The following is a 17,294-nucleotide window of genomic DNA, read 5'->3' on the forward strand; positions in this document are numbered from 1 at the left end:
GCTCGACAGCTACCACGGCGAGCCGCACGACGGCGTCTACGCGCTCCAGCGGTACAGCCGGCGCGTGAGTGTCCGGGCGGCCGAGACGTCTCGGGGTCCGGCTCCGGGTCCGTTCCAGGTGTCGTGACGGCGGCGAGGCGGCGCGTCAGGCCACCGGGGCGTGCTTGCGCAGGACCTCGATGAACGCCCGCAGCCACGCCGGGTGGTCGGGCCAGGCACGGGCCGAGACGACCACGCCGTCCACCACGGCCTCGCTCTCGACGAACTCGGCACCCGCGGCCCTGATGTCCGGGGCCAGTGCCGGGTAGGCGGAGGTGCGGCGGCCGTCCAGGACCCCGGCGGCGGCGGTGATCAGCGGGCCGTGGCAGATCTGCGCGACCGGCTTGTCGCCGGTGAAGAAGTGCTGCGCGATCCGCTGCACGTCGGGGTTGTTGCGCAGGTACTCGGGGGCGCGGCCGCCGGGGATGACCAGGGCCGCGTAGTCGGCCGGGTCGACGTCGGCGAGCGCGATGTCGGCGGGCCAGGTGTAGCCGGGCTTCTCGGTGTAGGTGTCGTAGCCCTCGACGAAGTCGTGCACCACGAACTGCAGGCGCTTCTTGGTCGGCGCCGCGATGTCGACCTGGTAGCCCTCCTCGCGCAGCCGCTGGTACGGGTAGAACACCTCCAGCGATTCGGCGGCGTCCCCGGTGACGAGCAGGATCTTCGGTGCCATCGTCGACATCCTCCATGTGATCGGGCGTCAAGTCCTGTGCGGGCGACGGGCAGTGGCGGCCTGCCCGGGCCCGGTTAAAACTGCCGCACCCGTCGCACCGTTGGCAACAGGGCGCACCGGGCGCGCGACGGCGCATCCGGAAGTGCGTGCGCCGGTTGGGAGGAGTGCGCGCCGGTCACCGCCCGGCTGTGGCCCTCCGCGGACCGCGTCCTAGACTCCTGCTGCCCACGATCGGCCTTCTCCGGAGGAGCCCCATGCCGGACCGCACGGACCGCACCACCTACCTCGTCCTGCCCGGCTACCAGAGTTCCGGCCCCGAGCACTGGCAGACCCGCTGGGAGGCCGCCGAACCGGAGTCCTTCCGCCGGGTCGAACAGGCGGACTGGGAACTCCCCGAGCGGACGGACTGGGTGGCCCGGGTGGACGCGGCGGTGACGGCGGCCGCCGCCGACGGCCCGGTGGTACTGGTCGCCCACAGCCTGGGCTGCGTCACCGCGGCCCACTGGGTGGCCACGGCCGGCGCCGACCGCACCGCCGCCGTCCGCGGCGCGCTGCTGGTCGCCCCGGCCGACGTCGACACCGCGGAGGTGCCGGCGCTGACGGGCTTCCGCCCGGTGGCGCTGGCGCCGTTCCCGTTCCTGACCGTGGTGGTCTCCTCGACCGACGACCCGTGGGTCTCCCCCGGGCGCGCCCGCGCCTTCGCCGCGGCCTGGGGCGCCCGGTACGTCGAGCCGGGCGCGTTCGGGCACCTCAACTCCGACTCCGGACTGGGCGACTGGCCGGAGGGCCGCACACTGCTCGCCGAGCTGTGACACCGTGAACGGGGGGACGATGGACAAGCGGACGTCCCGGACCAGGCGCGTCCTGGTCCGGCTGCTGGCGGCCTTCGGGCTGGCCGCCGTACTGCTGTACACCGAAGGGCAGTGGGAGAGCCGCTCGGGCGGCCGGATGCTGGTCGCCGACCTGCTCAACCGGCCCGAGCTGCTGCTCGGCGCGGCACTGGCCGCACTGATCGCGGCCGCCTGGCTGGGCGACCTGCGCGCCGCCGCCCTGCGGACGGCCACCCGCACGGTCACGGTGACCGCAGGGGTGGTGTTCCTGCTCGGCGTGCTGGCCGCGCACAAGGTGTCGGCGGCCGAGACCCGCAGCCGGGAGACCGCGCCGGCGGGGGCGGAGCGGTCGCTGGTGGTGGTGCACCGCTCGTACGCCACCGGATCGGCGCCCGGCGAGCACTGGCAGGTCCTCCTGGAGTCCGGCGACGGCTGGGAGGCGCGGCGCTGGTCGCTGGCCGACATCGGCGGGAGCCCGGACGACGTCCGGCTGGTGGACGCGAGCTGGACCGGGCGGGAGCAGATCACCGTGGTGACCGACTCCTACCGGCGGGTGTTCAACCTCGACCAGGACAGCGGCGAGCCGGTCGAGGCTCGCTAGGGCTCAGGGCTCGGGGCACGAGGCTCAGGGCGCGGGGCTCAGGGCGCGGGGCTCACCCCAGCCCGAGGGCGTGGGCGGTGAGGGCCAGCAGCACGGCGTTGCCGGCCGCGCCGAGGGCGGTGGCGGAGAGGAAACGGGCCGCGGTGCCGTCCGGGAACGGGTTGACGGTCATCGCGGACAGGAATCCCGGCATCGTCCAGACCACCGCCGTCCACTGCCGCGCCGCGTTGGCGGCGCTCCTGCCCGCACGCAGTTCGTGCGCGGCGGCGAGCCCGATCACCAGGTAGCCGGCCAGGTAGCCGATCGAGGGGCAGAGGACGGCGGGGACGCCGAGGAAGCTGTGCGGCATGGCGTCCATCGTCCGCCGACGCGGCGCGGCCCCGCATGAGTACGGGTACTCATGCGGGGCCGCGGCGGGGCCGGGCTTCGGCTACTGGTCCTCGGGGTCGGCCGGGGTGGACGGCGCGGAGCGGCCGGTCTGGTCGGTGCCGCGCGGCTTGCCCTGGTTCCCGTTGTTGCCGTTGCCGTTGCCGTTGTTGCCGGAGCCGCCGGTGGCGGGGGCGCCGGTGCAGGTCACCGAACTCGGCGAGCTGCTGGAGGTGGTGCAGCCGGGGTCGCGCCTGGGCGGGTCCGGGATGTAGACGGTGGTGAAGTCCTTCTCCGGCATGGTCCGGACCGCGTCGCTCATCGCCTTCTGCCAGATCGGCCCCGGGCCGGTCGCGCCGAACACCTCGGCCTGGTACTTGCCGCCGATCCGGATGTTGCGCATCGGCACCTTGGTGCCCGGGCTGCCCAGCCAGACCGAGCCGGCCAGGTTGCCCGTGTAGCCGGTGAACCAGGCGGACTTCTTCTCGTCCGTGGTACCGGTCTTGCCGGCGATCTGGCGGCGGTCGTCCAGTCCGAGGTCCCGCGCCGTGCCACCCTTCTCGGTCACCCCGAGCAGCACGCTGTTGATCACGTCCGCGGTGTCCTCGGACATCGCCTGGCTGCACCGGGCCTGCGGCACCGGCACGTCCTTGCCGTCCACCGTGGTGATCCGGTTGATCGCCATCGGCGCGCAGTAGCTGCCCCGGGCGGCGAAGGTCGCGTACACGTTGGCCATGGTCAGCGGGCTGACCTCCTGGGTGCCGAGGCCGAGCGCGGGCACCTCCTGCAGCGGCGAGCCGTCCGCCTTGCCGGCCACGCCCAGCTTGTTGGCCATCTGCTTGACCGCGCAGAGGCCGATCTCCTGCTCCATCTGCACGAAGTAGGTGTTGACCGAGAGCGCCATGGCCTGCTTCAGCTCGTACGGGCCCTTCTCGGACTCGGACTCGTTGGGGATCGTCCCCTCCTTCTTGCCCTTGCTGAGGTTCTTCCAGGTGCCGTCGCAGGTCTTCATCGTCGGCCAGTCCATCCGGTTCGGCGCGTCGTACCGCTGGGTCGACGACAGACCGGCCTCCAGGGCCGCGGCGGCCACGATCGGCTTGAAGTTGGAGCCGGGCTGGAAGCCGATGCCCCCGCCCATCGCCGCGTCCACGTTGTAGTTGACGACGGTCTCGTTCTTCTCCTTGGCCAGGCCGTACGGGCGGGTCTGCGCCATCGCCAGGATCTTGCCGCTGCCGGGCTCGACCATCGTCATCGCGGCCGAGACCGGGTCGGTGACGTACACCTTGGTGGAGACGGCGTTCTGGGCGGCGGCCTGCTTCTCCGGGTCCAGCGTGGTGTAGATGTTCAGGCCGCCGGTGTCCCACAGCGTCTTGCGCTCGGCCGCGCTCTTGCCGAACGCCGGGTCCTGCTTGACCACGTGGCGCACGTAGTCGCAGAAGAAGCCCATGCCCGCCTTGGCGGTGATGCAACCGTTCTGCGGGTCCTTGTAGGCGAGGCCCAGCGGGACGGCCTTCGCCTCCTTGGCCTGGTCCGCGGTGATGTGCTTGTTCTCCACCATCTTGTCCAGGACAGTGTCGCGTCGCTTCTGGGCGGCCACCGGGTGCAGCTTCGGGTCGTACTGCGACGGGTTCTGCACCAGCCCGGCGAGCATCGCCGCCTCGGGGAGGGTCAGGTCCTTGGCGGCCTTGCTGAAGTAGCGCTGCGAGGCGGCCTCGATGCCGTACGCCTGGTGGCCGTAGAAGGTGATGTTCAGGTAGTTGGTGAGGATCTGCTCCTTGCTCAGGTCCTCCTCCAGCTTGATGGCGTACCGGAGTTCCTGGATCTTGCGGCCGAGCGTCTTGCGCTGCGCCTCGCGCACCGCCTCCGGATCGTCCCCGGCCTTCTCCACGTTGACGTTCTTCACGTACTGCTGGGTCAAGGTGGAGGCGCCCTGGACGGTGGCGCCGCTCTCGGCGTTCTTGGTGACGGCCCGCAGGATGCCCTTGAGGTCCACCGCGCCGTGCTCGTAGAAGCGGGCGTCCTCGATGTCGACCTGCGCCTGACGGATCAGCGGGGACATCTGGTCGGCGGTGAGGACGGTGCGGTCGCGCTCGTAGACCTTGGCGATCAGCCCGCCGTCGGCGTCGAAGATCTGGGTGGCCTGGGTGAGCGGCGGGGTCTTGAAGTCGTCGGGGATGCTCTCGAAGCCCTCGGCCCCGTTCTTCGCCCCGAGCCCCACCGCGCCGGCCGCCGGGAGGATCAGACCGGCCAACAGCACGCCGCCGAGCACGCTGGCGCCGAGGAACTTGGCCGCGTGGCCCAGGATTCCGAGCGGGGTCTCACGGCGCCTCTGGCGCGGCACCCAGGTGTCGCCCGGGTCCGGGGCGGGTATGCGGCGGCGGCTCTTCGGTGACATAGTTCGAACATTAAGGCCGTGGGCACACCTTGCGGGCGGGGTGCAGGCGAAGGATTGTCACAAAATCGCGACAGATTCGACTCATTCGCGAGGGCCGAACGGACGTGCACGCAGGAACAAGGGCCGTTCGTCCACAGCCTGTTGACCCTGCGTGCCCTAACTCCCGTTCAGCGTCCGTTCGGCAACTCCCCAGCCTGCACTCAGCTTTCCGGCCCCGCGCCGCTCAGCCCGCCGGGCAGAAGACGTCCTCGGCCGGACGCCGGCCGGTCACCAGGTAGTCCGTCACCACCGCGTCGCCGCAGGCGTTCCCGTTGGCCACGTACACGTCGTGACCGCCCGAGTCCACCGTGACCATCCGGGCCCGCTCCCCCAGCGCGGCACGCAGCTTGAGTGCACCCCGGTACGGGGTGGCGGGGTCGCGCAGGTTCTGGGCCAGCAGGACGTTCGCCGGGCCCCGGTCGGTCACCTTCACCGGCGGCTCGGCGGGCGTGAACGGCCGGAAGGCGCAGGGCGTCACGTTCACCGGCATGCCCGCGGTGAGCGGACGGGCGGCGCGCTCCGCGGCGACGTCCTTGGCGTACGCGGCCGGGTCGGTGGGCCAGTCGACGTCGTTGCACAGGGTGCCGACCGCGACGGCGATCGAGTTCTGCACCGCCTGTTCCGGCGGCGCCACCGGCGCGGGCAGCGGCCGGCGGCCGAGGCCGGCCAGCATCAGCCGGGCCAGGTCGGGGAACCTGGCGTCCGCGTACAGGCTCTGCAGCATCGCCTCGCGCAGCACGTTCCCGTTCAGCTCCGCCGGGTCGGCGCCGGGCCAGGGCAGCGGCGCGCGGTCCAGGCGGGCGGCGAGGTCGAGGAAGAGCGGGCGGACCTCCTCGGGGGTGTCCGCGACCCGGTCCGGGTTGCCGGGCGAGGCGGCCCACGCGGCGAAGTCCGGGAAGCGGTCCTCGGCGCCCTGCCCGTAGGCGGCCAGCCAGCCGCGCTCGACCCGGGTCGGGTCCGGGTCGTCGTTGCTGTCCAGCACGATCCGGTCGGTCCGCTGGGGGAACATCGTGGCGTACACCGCACCCGCGTAGGTGCCGTAGGAGGTGCCCCAGGCGGAGATCCGGCGCTCGCCGAGCGCCCGGCGGATGGCGTCGATGTCGCGGGCCTCGTTCGGGGTGGAGATGCTGCGCAGCACCGGGCCGCCGTTGCGGGCGCAGGTCTCGGCGACGCGGCGCGCATAGGCGACGTTCCCGTCGATCGTGCCGTCGGCGGCGGGCCAGGAGTGCAGCTTGACCATCGACAGGTCGGAGCGGTCCAGGCCGCAGCTGACCGGGGTGGAGCGGCCGACGCCGCGCGGGTCGAAGCCGACCAGGTCGAAGCGGTCCAGGACGGACTGCGGCAGGCGCTTGGCGGCGTTGCTCGGGACGTTCAGGCCGGAGCCGCCCGGCCCGCCGGGGATGGTCAGCAGGACGCCGTGGCGCCGGTCCGGCCTGGCGGCGGGGATACGGGAGACCGCGAGGGTGATCTGCTCGCCGTGCGGGTCGCGGTAGTCCAGCGGGACGGTGACGGTGGCGCACTGCTGGCGCGGGTCCACCTGGCCCTGGCAGGCGGACCAGGCGAGGCGGGCCCCACCGGACTGCTCGGTGTCGGCGGCGGCGGGCAGGGCGGTCAGCGCGGTGACGGCGAGGGCGGCGGCCGCGGTCGCGGCGGCGGTGACGGTGATCGTGTTCTTCGGCATGCCCAAGAGTCTGCTGTGGCAGGGCTCTTGGCCCCATCCGGGCAGCGGGCCGGTCGGGGGTGGGGCAAACCCCCGACCGCCGGGTGGAGGCCGCATCCGGGTGCGGCCTCCGGCGGTGGCGGGACGGACGGTGCGGTCGCGCGGATCGGACCCCGGGTCAGAGACCGGCAGGGCCGATCGGACCGCGGGTCAGAGACCGGCAGGGCCGATCGGACCGCGGGTCAGAGACCGAGCAGCGCCGGGTCGGAGGCGAGGGCGCGCAGCGGCTCCCGCGGGTCGGCGACCAGCCTGCGCTCGGCCAGGTCGAGGATGCCGCCGACGCCGGTGATCTCGGCGGCCAGCACGCCGTCCGCGCGGACCAGCCGCTGCACCACCTGGAAGGTCTTGCCGTCCCGCCAGGTGAACGAACAGCTGACGTCCACCGAGTCGCCCGCGCGCAGCTCGCGCAGGTACTTGATCGTGGTCTCCAGGACGACCGGGCCCACGCCCTTGGCGACCAGGTCGGCCTGGCGGATCCCGGCCGCCTGCAGGTACTCCCAGCGGGCGTGCTCGGCGTACTGGAGGTAGACCGCCTGGTTGAGGTGGCCCTGGCTGTCGGTCTCGTACCCGCGGACGGTGATGCGGGTGGTGAAGTCCTGATCGTTCATGCCCCGCACGCTACTCCGGGCGGCGGGGCGCCACCTCGTGTCCTCCGTCACCCCGGGCGCGTCACTCCGGCAGTGCCGTCACCAGCGGAGCGAGGGCGTCCGGGCGCCGGTCGACGGGCAGGTGCTCGACGGCGTGGAAGCCGCAGCCGAGCGCGGTCGCGCCGCCGTCGCAGACCCGGTCGTCGCCGACCATCAGCACGTCGGCCGGGGCCAGCCCGAGCCGGGCGCAGGCGGTCTCGAAGATCACCGGGTCGGGCTTCTGGGCGCCGACCTCGTAGGACAGGACGTAGATGTCGACCAGCTCGTCCAGCCCGTGGGCACGGAAGACCGGACGCAGGTCCCAGCCGATGTTGCTCACCACGGCCACCGGGACGCCCCGGCGGCGCAGCTCGCGCAGCACGGGCTCGGCGTCCGGGTAGGGGCGCCAGTTCGCGGGCGCCATGTGGGACTCGTACAGGGCGTCCACGTCGAGGCCGGCGGGCGGCTCGGCGGCATGGGTCAGCGCCGTGTAGGCGGCGCGGTGCAGCTCGGGGGTCAGGTCCCGGGTGTCCCAGGCCTCTTGGACCTCCGGCGGAATCCGGCGCGGCGGGACGCCGCCGGGCAGCGCGCCGAACTCCTCCAGTCGGGAGACCAGTTCGGCCTGCTCGTCGGCGGGCAGGCCCAGGCCGGTGGCGGCGGTGAAGGCCGTCAGCCACTCGGTGGTGGAGACGACTCGGAAGAGGGTGCCGGAGAAATCGAACATCACGCCTTTGGTCATGGCGTCGAGCCTAACGGCGCGTTCGACCGGGTGGGATCCGGCGAGGGGCCGGCGAGGGCACGGCGAGGGCACGGCACGGGCCCGCGAGCGCTCAGCGGAGCGTGAGGATGCGCGGGCCGTCCTCGGTGATGGCGACGGTGTGCTCGATGTGGGCGGCGCGGGAGCCGTCCCCGGTGCGCAGGGTCCAGCCGTCCGGGTCGGTGGTGTAGTCGTCCCGGCCGCCGGCGATCAGCATCGGCTCGATGGCCAGCACCAGGCCCCGGCGCAGCGGGTAACCCCGGCCCGGGCGGCCGGTGTTGGACACGTGCGGGTCCTCGTGCATCCGGCGGCCGATGCCGTGCCCGCCGAAGCCCTCCGGCGTGCCGTACCGCCCGGCGCGGACGACGCGGCCGATGGCGTGGGAGATGTCACCGGTCCGGTTGCCGACCACGGCGGCGGTGATGCCGGCGTCCAGGGCGCGCTGGGTGGCCTCGATCAGTGCGGTGTCCTCGGGGCGGGCGGTGCCCACGGTGAAGCTCACGGCGGCGTCACCGGCCCAACCGTCCAGGACGGCACCGCAGTCGATGCTCACCAGGTCGCCGTCGCGCAGCTTGTAGCCGTCCGGGATGCCGTGCACGACGGCGTCGTTGACGGAGGCGCAGATCACGGCGGGGAACGGGACGGGCGCGAAGGACGGGCGGTAGCCGAGGAACGGCGAGCTCGCCCCGGCGGCGTCGAGCACGGCGCGCGCCGCCTCGTCCAGCTCCGTCAGGCTGATGCCGGGCGCCGCCGCCTCCCGTACGGCGGCGAGCGCGTCCGCCACCACCCGCCCGGCCTCGCGCATCGCGTCGAGGGCGGCGTCCGACTTGATTTCGACCATGGTGAACCACTCCCCTGGATCCAATTCTTATACCGGTATTTGTATCACGGTCGATGGTGCACGAGCATCACCCGGCAGCTCCGCGAGGGGGTTGGCGACGAGGGCGGGAAGGCGGCCGCAGGCGGCCTGCCTGCGAAGACGTGGTGTCCGGGGTGGTCCGCGATCCGCTAGTGTTCGGCGGCGCAATCCGATGATCTGACCATGAGGAACCCACGTGACGACCCCGCCGACCACCCCCGTCGACGAGACCCCGCAGCCCGCCGAGCCGGCCGCCCAGCAGCCCTGGGGCGCCGGAACCCCCGCCCCGGAGCAGCCCTCCCGGGGCCGCCGGCTCGCCCGCCGCGTCGGAGGACCGCTCCTCCTGGTCGCTCTGATCGCCGGCGGCCTGATCGTGTCGAACTACATGAGCAAGTCCGAGCCGGAGGCCGCGCAGGTCGGCAACTGCGTGCACGACCTCGGCGGCGGCGGCAAGCCGAAGATGGAGCTCGTGGACTGCTCCAAGCCCACCGCGGACTACAAGGTCACCAAGGTCGTCCACGACGGTGACGCCAAGCACGCCTGCGACACGGAGCCGGACGAGGTCTTCGGCTCGTACAGCGAGGAGCGCCGGAGCAGCATCGTCATCCTCTGCCTGGCCCTGAACCCCACGCGTCCGGGCGGCCCGGCGAGCCTCCCCACCTGGCCCGAGCAGTAGGACGACGGGCTGAGGGCCTCGGGCCCGTCTTCAGGCCCCCGTCGTCCGCCCGGAGGGCGGGCGGGGCGGCGTTGGGGTGCGTGCATCGCAAGGCGGAGGATGGGGGCACCTCCCGGCCGAAGGCTGGGGGAGAGTCCATGCGGTGGGGGCACCTCCCGGCCGAAGGCTGGGGGCCATCGGCGACCGACGACAACGCAGCGAGGTGCGTGCCCCGGCGTCGGCCCGCAGGCGGGGGCTTGAAGACGGGCTCTAGACTCGACGCCATGGTGAGGACTCCGCTGACCCCGTGGGAGCGCGAGCGTGGGGAGCGCTTCGGCGCGCTGCTGCGCGAGGCGCGTGGCGAGCGCAGCATGGTGGAGGTGGCGGCGGTGGCCGGCGTCTCGGCCGAGACGCTGCGCAAGATCGAGACCGGACGGGCGCCCACACCGTCCTTCTTCACCATCGCGGCGCTGGCCTTCGCGCTCGACCTGTCGCTCGACGAGCTCGCCTCCGCCTGTGCCCTGCCTGCGGACGGCGAGCACGGCGAGGCGCTCACGGCCTGACGGGGCGCTCACGGCCCCGACAGGGGCATCACGCACGCCCGACGGGCGACGGCCCGCCCGGCGCGTGCTGCGCGGGGCGGGCCGTCGTCCTGGCCGTGCCGGTGCGGCGGTGGCGGCGGCTCAGCCGACCGAGCTGTTGTAGCTCTCGATGGCCGGCTGCAGCTCCTTGGCCGCGTCGGCCAGCGCCTGCTGGGCCGACTTGCTGCCCGAGACGGTCTGCTCGATCGCGGTCTCCACGCCCTTGCGGGCCTGCGGCATCACGCCGAGCAGGCAGCCGGCGGTGGCCGGGGTGGGCTTGGTGCTCTTCAGCTGGTCGATCGCGGTCTGGAACTGGGGGTACTTGGCCACCCACTCCTTGTCCTTGGGGTCGTCCAGGGACTTCTTGTTGACCGGGAAGTAGCCGGTGCCGGTGTGCCAGACGGCCTGCTGCTCGGGGGCCGTGACGAACTTCTCGAACTCCCAGGCGGCGCGCTTCTCGGCGTCCGAGTGGCCGGGGCCGCTGATCCACAGCGAGGCGCCGCCGATCACCGGGCCGCCCTGGTCGGCGGCGGTGACCTTCGGGAAGGCCGCGGTGCCGACCCCGAACTTCGCCGCCTCGGTGTAGCCGCGCAGCACGCCGGTGGACTCCAGGTGCATCGCGACCGTGCCGGCCTTGAAGGCGGCCTGGGCGTCGTCGGTGGTGCGGCCGGTGTTGGCCGCGTAGCCGCCCTTGACCAGGTCCGCCCACCACTGGACGATCCGGGCGCCCTCGGCGGAGTCGAACACGACCTTGCCGGCCTTGTTGCTGCGGCCGTTGTCGTTGTCGCAGTACATGGCGCCGGACTCGGCGAGCAGCTGCTCGACGAACCAGCCGTAGATGGCCGCGCCGAAGCCGTACCGGACGGTCTTGCCGTCGGCGTCCTTCTTGGTCAGCTTCTTCGCCAGCTCGCCCAGCTCGTTGAGGTCCTTGGGCGGCTGGGCGGGGTCGAGGCCGGCCTCCTTGAAGGCGTCGGTGTTCAGGTAGAGCAGCGGCATCGAGGAGTTGAACGGCATCGACTGCAGCTTGCCGCCGACCGAGTAGTAGTTGCGGATGTTGGCGTCCAGGTCGTCCAGCGCGTAGCCGTCCTTGTCGGCGAAGGCCTGGGCGGGGACGGTCTGCTTGGAGTCGATCATGAACCGGGTACCGATGTCGTAGACCTGCACCAGGGCGGGCGTGCCCTTCTGCTGCACCGCGGCCTTGTACTTGGTGACCAGTTCGTCGTACTTGCCCTGGAACTGCGCCTTGATCTCGATCTTGCCCTGGTGCGCGGCGTTGAACTGGTTGACCAGCCCGGTGAGCACCTCGGCGTTCTTGCCGGTCATCGAGTGCCAGAACTCGACACCGGTGACGCCGGAGGCCTGGTCGAGCGCCTGGGCGCCGGGCGCGGCGGCGTCGTTGGAGCCGCCGGAGCCGGAGCCGGAGTCACCGGAGGAGCTGCAGGCGGTCAGGGACAGGCCGGCCACCAGCAGGGCCGCGAGCGCGCGTGCACTCTTCTTCACGGGGGTTCTCTCTCTGGTCGAGGGGACGGACGTGGACGGTACGGGCGGTCAGCGCACCGCGCCCGCGGTGAGGCCGCGGACGATGAAGCGCTGGCCGAAGACCACCAGGGCGAGGGTGGGCAGCAGCGAGAGCACGACGCCGGCCAGGATCAGCCCGGGGTCGGCCATCTCGGAGTCGCGCAGCGAGGTCAGGCCGATCTGCAGGGTCTGCATGTTCGCCGTGCGGGTGATGATCAGCGGCCAGAAGTACTGGTTCCAGGCGGACAGGAAGACGTAGATCGACAGCGCCGCGAGCGCCGGCTTGTTGAGCGGGACGACGATCCGCCACAGGAAGCGCCAGTGGCCGGCCCCGTCGATCCGGGCGGCGTCGCGCAGTTCGCCGGGCAGTTGGCGGAAGGCCTGGCGCAGCATGAAGGTGCCGAAGCCGGAGGCCAGGAAGGGCAGCACCAGGCCGAAGTAGGTGTTGCCGAGCCCCCAGCCGGACAGCGTCAGGTAGTTGGGGATGATGATGGCCTCCCACGGGACCATCAGCGTCGCCAGGAACACCCCGAACACCGCGGCCCGCGCCTTCAGCGGCAGGAAGACGAAGGCGTAGGCGGCCAGGATCGAGGTGAACAGCTGGGCGAGGGTGATGACGGTGGCCACGATCGCCGAGTTGGCGTACTGGCGGGCCAGCGGGATCGCGTCCACGGCGCCGGAGAAGTTCCGCCCGGTGACCGAGTGCGGCACCAACGCGGGCGGGTAGCTCGAGAGTTCGGACGGCCCCATGAACGCGCCGGCGATCGCGTAGTACACCGGGAAGGCCACGGTGACGACGGCGACGGCGAGCAGCAGGTAGACGACGGCGCGGCCGAGCAGGTCGCGCGGGGAGCGCCCGGCGAGGGCGCGGGTGCGCGGGCGGGGCCGTTCGACGTCCTCGGTGGTGGCGATGGTGGTCATGCGTAGTGCACCTTCCGCTCCAGGACGCCGAACTGGACGGCCGTGCAGGCGAGGACGACCACGAGCAGCACCACGGCCTGGGCGCTCGCGGTGCCGAAGTCGCTGGAGCCGTAGGCGAAGGCCTTCTCGTAGACGGAGTAGACGAGGGTCCGGGTGGAGCCGTCCGGCCCGCCCTTGGTGAGGATGTGGATCTGGCCGAAGCTCTGCAGCGCGTGGACGGTGGAGACCACGGTCAGGAAGAACAGGTTCGGGCCGAGCAGCGGGACGGTGATCGAGCGGGCCAGTCGCAGGCCCGACGCGCCGTCGATGCGGGCCGCCTCCACGACCTCCTGCGGGATCGAGCCGATGCCGGCGGAGAGCACCAGCACGTTGTAGCCGAGGTTCATCCACACCGTGGTGACGGCCACCGAGACCAGCGCGTACCGGGAGTCGGTCAGCCAGCCGATCGGGCCGAGGCCGACGTGCGAGAGCAGGCCGTTCAGCACTCCGCTGGCGGGGTTGAAGAACACCGCGAAGACCACCGACGCGCTGGCCACCGAGAAGGCGAAGGGCAGCGCGAAGGCGGAGCGCAGCAGCCGTACGCCGCGGATCCGGTTCTCCAGCAGCAGTACCAGCGCGAGCGCGCCGAGCACTCCGGGCACCACGGTGAGCAGCGTGAACAGCCCGGTGGTGACGAGGGTTCGGCGGAAGTCCGCCGAGGTCAGCAGGTCGGTGTAGTGCTTCGTCCCGACGTAGCGGGAGGGCGCGCCGAAGAGGTCGTTGGCGTGTCCGCTCAGGTAGATCGTCCGCCCCAGCGGGTAGCCGATGAAGAGGACGAAGACCACCAGGGAGGGCAACAGGAAGGCCCAGGCGAGCCCGTGTTCGCCCCAGCGGCTCCGTCGGCCCGCCCGGGGCACGGTGTGCGATGCGGTCGGCATGCGGTGCGCGTCCGCCTTTCGTGAAGTCGGTTCCGGCCGAAACCGTGTCCTGCCCACACGACGCGGCGGGAACCCCGCAGTGATCAACCGGTGTCCCCGGGATTACGCGTTCGCGTCAGATTCGGCCGGTCGTGCCCGGACGGGCCGTGGAGCGTTCCACGGCGTTGTCGCAGGCGTGTCGTACGGTGCGCGGGTGGACGAAACGGAATTCGACATACGAGCCGCAATGGCCGAAAGTGTGCGCGGCCGCGCGGGCTCCTGGGCACTCGTCAGGGGCTTCGCCGCGTACTGGGGCGAGCCGCTGGGGCCGGACGACGGCTTCCCGGACGACGAGCTGGACGCGGCCGAACAGCGGCTGGCCCTGCGGCTGCCGGCCGCGCTGCGCGAGGCGTACCGGTTGTTCGGGCGGCGGGCTGATCTCACCAGCAACCACGACGTGTTGCTGACGCCGGACGAGCTGTACGTGCTGGACGGCGCGTTGGTGTACCGGGCGGAGAACCAGGGCTGCGCGCACTGGGGCGTGCTGCTCGGCGACGTGGGGCACGAGGACCCGCCGACGGTGATGCGGCTGGACCTGGCGGACAAGTCGCGGGAGCACTGGGAGCCCTGGGAGGAGCGCTTCTCAACGGCGGCCGCGGTGATGGCGATGGCGGAGAAGCTGCTGGAGGACGACGAGCTGACCGATGTCAGCGACTTGGGGGACGAACTTCGGGACGGCTTGCGGGAGTTGCCCGCGCTCGGCCGGGGCTGCCGCTGGTACCAGGGGCCGGACGTGCTGGTCTCGGTGGTCGAGGACGCCTGGATGACGGCCCGGGCACGCACCCCGGAAGCGCTGGAGGCGCTGTACGAGGCCGTGCCCGGGGACTGGTCGGGCGAGTAGCCGGAGCCCGGGTCAGGCGGTGGAGCCCGGGTCAGGCGGTGGAGCCCGGGTCAGGCGCTGGAGCCGCCGTCCAGGACGAGGTCGCTGCCGACGGTGTAGCCCGCCTCCTCCGAGGCCAGGTACAGCACCGCGGCGGCGATCTCCTCCACGGCGCCGGCCCGGCCGACCGGGATGTCGTTCCTCATCCGCTCGGCCTTCTCGGCGGCGCTCTCGCCGGGCCGGCCCGACATGGGGGTGTCCACCGCGCCGGGGCTCACCGTGTTGATCCGCACGCCGTCGGCGATGTGGTCGAGCGCGGCGGCGCGGGTCAGCGCGGTGACGGCGGCCTTGCTGGCGGCGTAGGCGCCGACCCCCGCGACCCGCCGGTGGGCGCCCAGGTTGGACGAGACGTTGACGATCGCGCCGCCGCCGTGTGCCCGCAGGTGGCCGATCTGGTGCTTCATGGCGAGCAGGGTGCCGGTGACGTTGATACCGATCAGCCGCTGCCACTCGGCCTCGTCGATGTCGGCGACCGGGCCGAGCGCGCCGATCACCCCGGCGTTGTTGACGGCGACGTCCAGCCCGCCGAACTGCTCGACGGTCTCCCGGACCAGTCGGGCGGCGTCCTCGCCGTTCGTCACGTCGCCGGTCAGCGCGACCGCCTTCCCGCCGCCCTGCTCGATCAGCTCGACGGTCTCGGCGAGCGGGGCTGCCGTCCGGCCGGCGACCGCGACCCGGGCGCCCTCCCGGGCGAAGGCGAGCGCGATGGCCCGTCCGATGCCGCTGCCGCCGCCGGTGACCAGGACGGACTTGTCGGCGAAACGCGTGCTCATGAGGTGAACTCCTCGATCGGGTTGGTGTGTTCCGGTGTGGTGGTCATGGGTGCCGCCGGGGTGGCGGACCGGGGCAGGGTGGCGACCGCGACGGCGGTGAGCGCCAGGCCGAGGGCGGCCGCCGCGAAGGCCGCGGCGTAGCCGCCGACCACGCTCGGGCGGGTGGCGGCGAGCGACATCAGGGCGGCCGGTCCGGCGGTGGGGCCGAGCTCCATGGCCGTGTTGAACACGCCGGCGGCCAGGCCGGTGCGCTCGGGCGCGACCCCGCCGGTGGCGAGGACGGCCGCTCCGGCGAAGGCGGCGGCGGCTCCGGCGGGCAGCAGGAGCAGTCCGGGCAGCAGCCCGGTGGTGTACCCGCTGTCGGGGGTGAGCCCGGCGAGCAGGGCGAGTCCGGCGCCCGCCACCGCGAGCCCGCCGGCGGTGACCGGCACCGGCCCGTGGCGCAGGATCAGCGGGCCCGCCAGGCGCCCGGACAGCAGCAGAGCGGCCGCGTACGGCAGGAAGGCGGCGGACGTGGCCGCGGCGCTCCAGCCGCGCAGCTGCTGGAGGTAGAGCGAGAGCAGGACGAAGGTCAGCGCGGTGCCGGCGGCGGCCGCCATGACGGTGGCGAGGGCGGTGCCGCGTCGCCGGTCGGCCAGGAAGCCGGGCGGCAACAGGGGGTCGGTGGTGCGGCGCTCGGCGGCGACGAGGACGAGCAGCAGGGCGAGCCCGGCGGGCAGCGGCCCGTACACCTGGGGGCTGGTCCAGCCGCGGTCGGTGGACGCCACCAGGGCGTAGCTCACCGCGCAGACGCCGGCGGTGGCGAGGAGCGCGCCGCGCAGGTCCAGGGCCGGGCGGCGCCCGGCGGGGGCGGCGGCGGGCAGCCTGCCGGAGCGGGCGAGTCCGGCGAGTGCGGCCAGCACGGGCACCGCGAACAGCCAGCGCCAGGAGACCGCGGCGGCGACCACGCCCGACACCACGCTGCCGACCGTCGCGCCGAGCACCGACAGGCCGCCCCAGGTGGCCATCGCCCGCCGGTAGGCGGCGGGTTCGGGGTGCAGCGCCCGGACCACCGCGACCGCCGCGGGCGCGGTGAGGGCCGCGCCGGCGCCCTGGACGAGGCGGCTCGCCAGCAGGACGGGGTAGCCGGGCGTGAGGGCGCAGGCGACGGAGGCGGCGGCGAGCAGCACCAGGCCGCAGCGGAGCATCCGGCGGCCGCCGTGACGGTCGGTCAGCCGACCGCCGATCAGCAGCAGCGAGCTGAAGGTGAGTCCGTACGCGGCGCTGAGCAGCAGCACGCCGGACGGCCCGAGCCCGAACTCGCGGGCCACCAGCGGCAGCGGCACGGTGAGGACCGTGATCGTGAGGACCAGCACCGCCTGTACGGCACCGAGCAGCGCGAAGCCGGACGGGCCTGCCGTACCGCCGCGCATGCGCCCCCCTGTGACACCCATGAGCCCCCTCCTATAAAGACCGTTCGGTTCAGAATCGGGACAGCGGAGTCCGCCCGACCGGGCCGGTCGGACGCCCCCGTCAGTCCCGGTCCAGCAGCGTCAGCGCCTGCTCGGCGGCGTCCCCCACCCGGGCCGCGCCGTCGGCGGTCTTGCCCATCACCCGCATGCCCTGCATCAGCACCATCAGCAGCCGGGCGAGCGCCCGCGGCTCGCGCCCGGCGGGCAGTTCGCCCTGCGCCTCGGCCCGCACCAGGGCGGCGGTCAGGACCGTCTCCAGGTGGGCCAGGCTGGCGCCCACCCGGCGGGCCGCCGAGGGATCGTGCGGGGCGAGCTCGACGGCGGTGTTCGTGACGAAGCAGCCGCGTTCCCGTCCGGCCCCGGCCGATTCCGTGGCGTACCGGCGGACCATCGCCCGCACGGCCGGCAGCACCGGGCCGGGCTGGGACAGTTCCGCCAGCAGCACCGGGTCGGTCTGCTCGGCGTACCGCTCCAGGGCCCGCAGGTACAGCTCGTGCTTGCTCCCGAAGGTGGCGTAGATGCTGGCCCGGGCGATGCCGAGCCCCTCGACCAGGTCGGCCATCGAGGTAGCCTCGTAGCCGCGCCGCCAGAACAGCTCCAGGGCCGCCTGCAGCGCCGCATCCGGGTCGAATTCCTTCGTTCGCGCCATGTCGA

18 protein-coding genes are annotated in these 17,294 nt (G+C 73.1%); 5 read left to right on the forward strand and 13 right to left on the reverse strand.

What is annotated here, in order from left to right; genetic code table 11:
• Positions 1–145: 145 nt before the first annotated feature.
• Positions 146–712 carry a DJ-1/PfpI family protein gene (locus ABTY56_RS35460; protein WP_350633606.1) on the reverse strand — a complete coding sequence of 189 codons (567 nt, stop codon included), beginning with the start codon at positions 710–712 and terminating at the stop codon, positions 146–148.
• Positions 713–966: 254 nt separating this feature from the next.
• Here ABTY56_RS35460 and ABTY56_RS35465 point away from each other — a divergent pair, with 254 nt between their 5' ends.
• On the forward strand, positions 967–1,524 hold the full coding sequence (locus ABTY56_RS35465; protein ID WP_350633608.1) for an RBBP9/YdeN family alpha/beta hydrolase: 558 nt from the start codon (positions 967–969) through the stop codon (positions 1,522–1,524).
• A gap of 19 nt (positions 1,525–1,543) precedes the next feature.
• Positions 1,544–2,143, forward strand: coding sequence for a hypothetical protein (locus tag ABTY56_RS35470; RefSeq protein ID WP_350633610.1), 600 nt, complete (start codon positions 1,544–1,546; stop codon positions 2,141–2,143).
• A 52-nt stretch (positions 2,144–2,195) separates the two neighbouring features.
• Here ABTY56_RS35470 and ABTY56_RS35475 read toward each other — a convergent pair whose 3' ends face one another.
• From ABTY56_RS35475 to map, 6 genes are all read right to left on the reverse strand, one after another.
• Positions 2,196–2,492 (reverse strand): hypothetical protein, encoded by a 297-nt coding sequence (locus ABTY56_RS35475; RefSeq protein ID WP_350633612.1) that lies wholly within the window; start codon positions 2,490–2,492, stop codon positions 2,196–2,198.
• Between the two features lie 81 nt (positions 2,493–2,573).
• On the reverse strand, positions 2,574–4,904 hold the full coding sequence (locus ABTY56_RS35480; RefSeq protein WP_350633614.1) for a transglycosylase domain-containing protein: 2,331 nt from the start codon (positions 4,902–4,904) through the stop codon (positions 2,574–2,576).
• A 223-nt stretch (positions 4,905–5,127) separates the two neighbouring features.
• On the reverse strand, positions 5,128–6,624 hold the full coding sequence (locus ABTY56_RS35485; protein WP_350633616.1) for an alpha/beta hydrolase: 1,497 nt from the start codon (positions 6,622–6,624) through the stop codon (positions 5,128–5,130).
• A 221-nt stretch (positions 6,625–6,845) separates the two neighbouring features.
• Positions 6,846–7,271 carry an acyl-CoA thioesterase gene (locus ABTY56_RS35490; RefSeq protein ID WP_350633618.1) on the reverse strand — a complete coding sequence of 142 codons (426 nt, stop codon included), beginning with the start codon at positions 7,269–7,271 and terminating at the stop codon, positions 6,846–6,848.
• 61 nt (positions 7,272–7,332) lie between these two features.
• The gene (locus ABTY56_RS35495; protein ID WP_350633620.1) at positions 7,333–8,028 is read right to left on the reverse strand and encodes an HAD-IA family hydrolase; all 696 of its coding nucleotides are present in this window, start codon (positions 8,026–8,028) and stop codon (positions 7,333–7,335) included.
• 91 nt (positions 8,029–8,119) lie between these two features.
• The gene (map, locus tag ABTY56_RS35500) at positions 8,120–8,887 is read right to left on the reverse strand and encodes a type I methionyl aminopeptidase (RefSeq protein ID WP_350633622.1); all 768 of its coding nucleotides are present in this window, start codon (positions 8,885–8,887) and stop codon (positions 8,120–8,122) included.
• A gap of 214 nt (positions 8,888–9,101) precedes the next feature.
• On the opposite strand from map, the gene ABTY56_RS35505 reads away from it, so the two are divergent.
• Positions 9,102–9,581 (forward strand): LppU/SCO3897 family protein, encoded by a 480-nt coding sequence (locus tag ABTY56_RS35505; protein ID WP_350633623.1) that lies wholly within the window; start codon positions 9,102–9,104, stop codon positions 9,579–9,581.
• 263 nt (positions 9,582–9,844) lie between these two features.
• Complete coding sequence (locus ABTY56_RS35510) at positions 9,845–10,123, forward strand: helix-turn-helix domain-containing protein (protein ID WP_350633625.1); 279 nt, start codon at positions 9,845–9,847, stop codon at positions 10,121–10,123.
• A 120-nt stretch (positions 10,124–10,243) separates the two neighbouring features.
• Here ABTY56_RS35510 and ABTY56_RS35515 read toward each other — a convergent pair whose 3' ends face one another.
• Genes ABTY56_RS35515 through ABTY56_RS35525 form a run of 3 tightly spaced genes read right to left on the reverse strand, consistent with a single transcriptional unit; the run spans position 10,244 to position 13,497 of the window.
• Positions 10,244–11,641 (reverse strand): ABC transporter substrate-binding protein, encoded by a 1,398-nt coding sequence (locus ABTY56_RS35515; protein WP_350633627.1) that lies wholly within the window; start codon positions 11,639–11,641, stop codon positions 10,244–10,246.
• Positions 11,642–11,689: 48 nt separating this feature from the next.
• A complete protein-coding gene (locus tag ABTY56_RS35520; RefSeq protein WP_350633629.1) occupies positions 11,690–12,580 on the reverse strand; it encodes a carbohydrate ABC transporter permease in 891 nt (296 codons plus the stop codon).
• Positions 12,577–13,497 (reverse strand): carbohydrate ABC transporter permease, encoded by a 921-nt coding sequence (locus tag ABTY56_RS35525; protein ID WP_350633631.1) that lies wholly within the window; start codon positions 13,495–13,497, stop codon positions 12,577–12,579. The genes ABTY56_RS35520 and ABTY56_RS35525 overlap by 4 nt, the downstream gene beginning before the upstream one ends.
• A gap of 193 nt (positions 13,498–13,690) precedes the next feature.
• On the opposite strand from ABTY56_RS35525, the gene ABTY56_RS35530 reads away from it, so the two are divergent.
• Positions 13,691–14,377, forward strand: coding sequence for an SMI1/KNR4 family protein (locus ABTY56_RS35530; RefSeq protein WP_350633633.1), 687 nt, complete (start codon positions 13,691–13,693; stop codon positions 14,375–14,377).
• A gap of 50 nt (positions 14,378–14,427) precedes the next feature.
• Here ABTY56_RS35530 and ABTY56_RS35535 read toward each other — a convergent pair whose 3' ends face one another.
• The 3 genes from ABTY56_RS35535 to ABTY56_RS35545 all read right to left on the reverse strand — a co-directional run bounded on the left by ABTY56_RS35535 (position 14,428) and on the right by ABTY56_RS35545 (position 17,289).
• Positions 14,428–15,189, reverse strand: coding sequence for an SDR family NAD(P)-dependent oxidoreductase (locus ABTY56_RS35535; RefSeq protein WP_350633635.1), 762 nt, complete (start codon positions 15,187–15,189; stop codon positions 14,428–14,430).
• Complete coding sequence (locus ABTY56_RS35540) at positions 15,186–16,622, reverse strand: MFS transporter (RefSeq protein ID WP_350633637.1); 1,437 nt, start codon at positions 16,620–16,622, stop codon at positions 15,186–15,188. Before ABTY56_RS35540 ends, ABTY56_RS35535 begins: the two co-directional genes overlap by 4 nt.
• Before the next feature lie 79 nt (positions 16,623–16,701).
• Positions 16,702–17,289, reverse strand: a complete 588-nt coding sequence (locus ABTY56_RS35545; RefSeq protein WP_350633639.1) for a TetR/AcrR family transcriptional regulator — start codon at positions 17,287–17,289, stop codon at positions 16,702–16,704.
• Positions 17,290–17,294 lie beyond the last annotated feature (5 nt).

It is taken from the genome of Kitasatospora sp. NPDC097691 (assembly GCF_040302665.1).
Lineage (GTDB): Bacteria > Actinomycetota > Actinomycetes > Streptomycetales > Streptomycetaceae > Kitasatospora.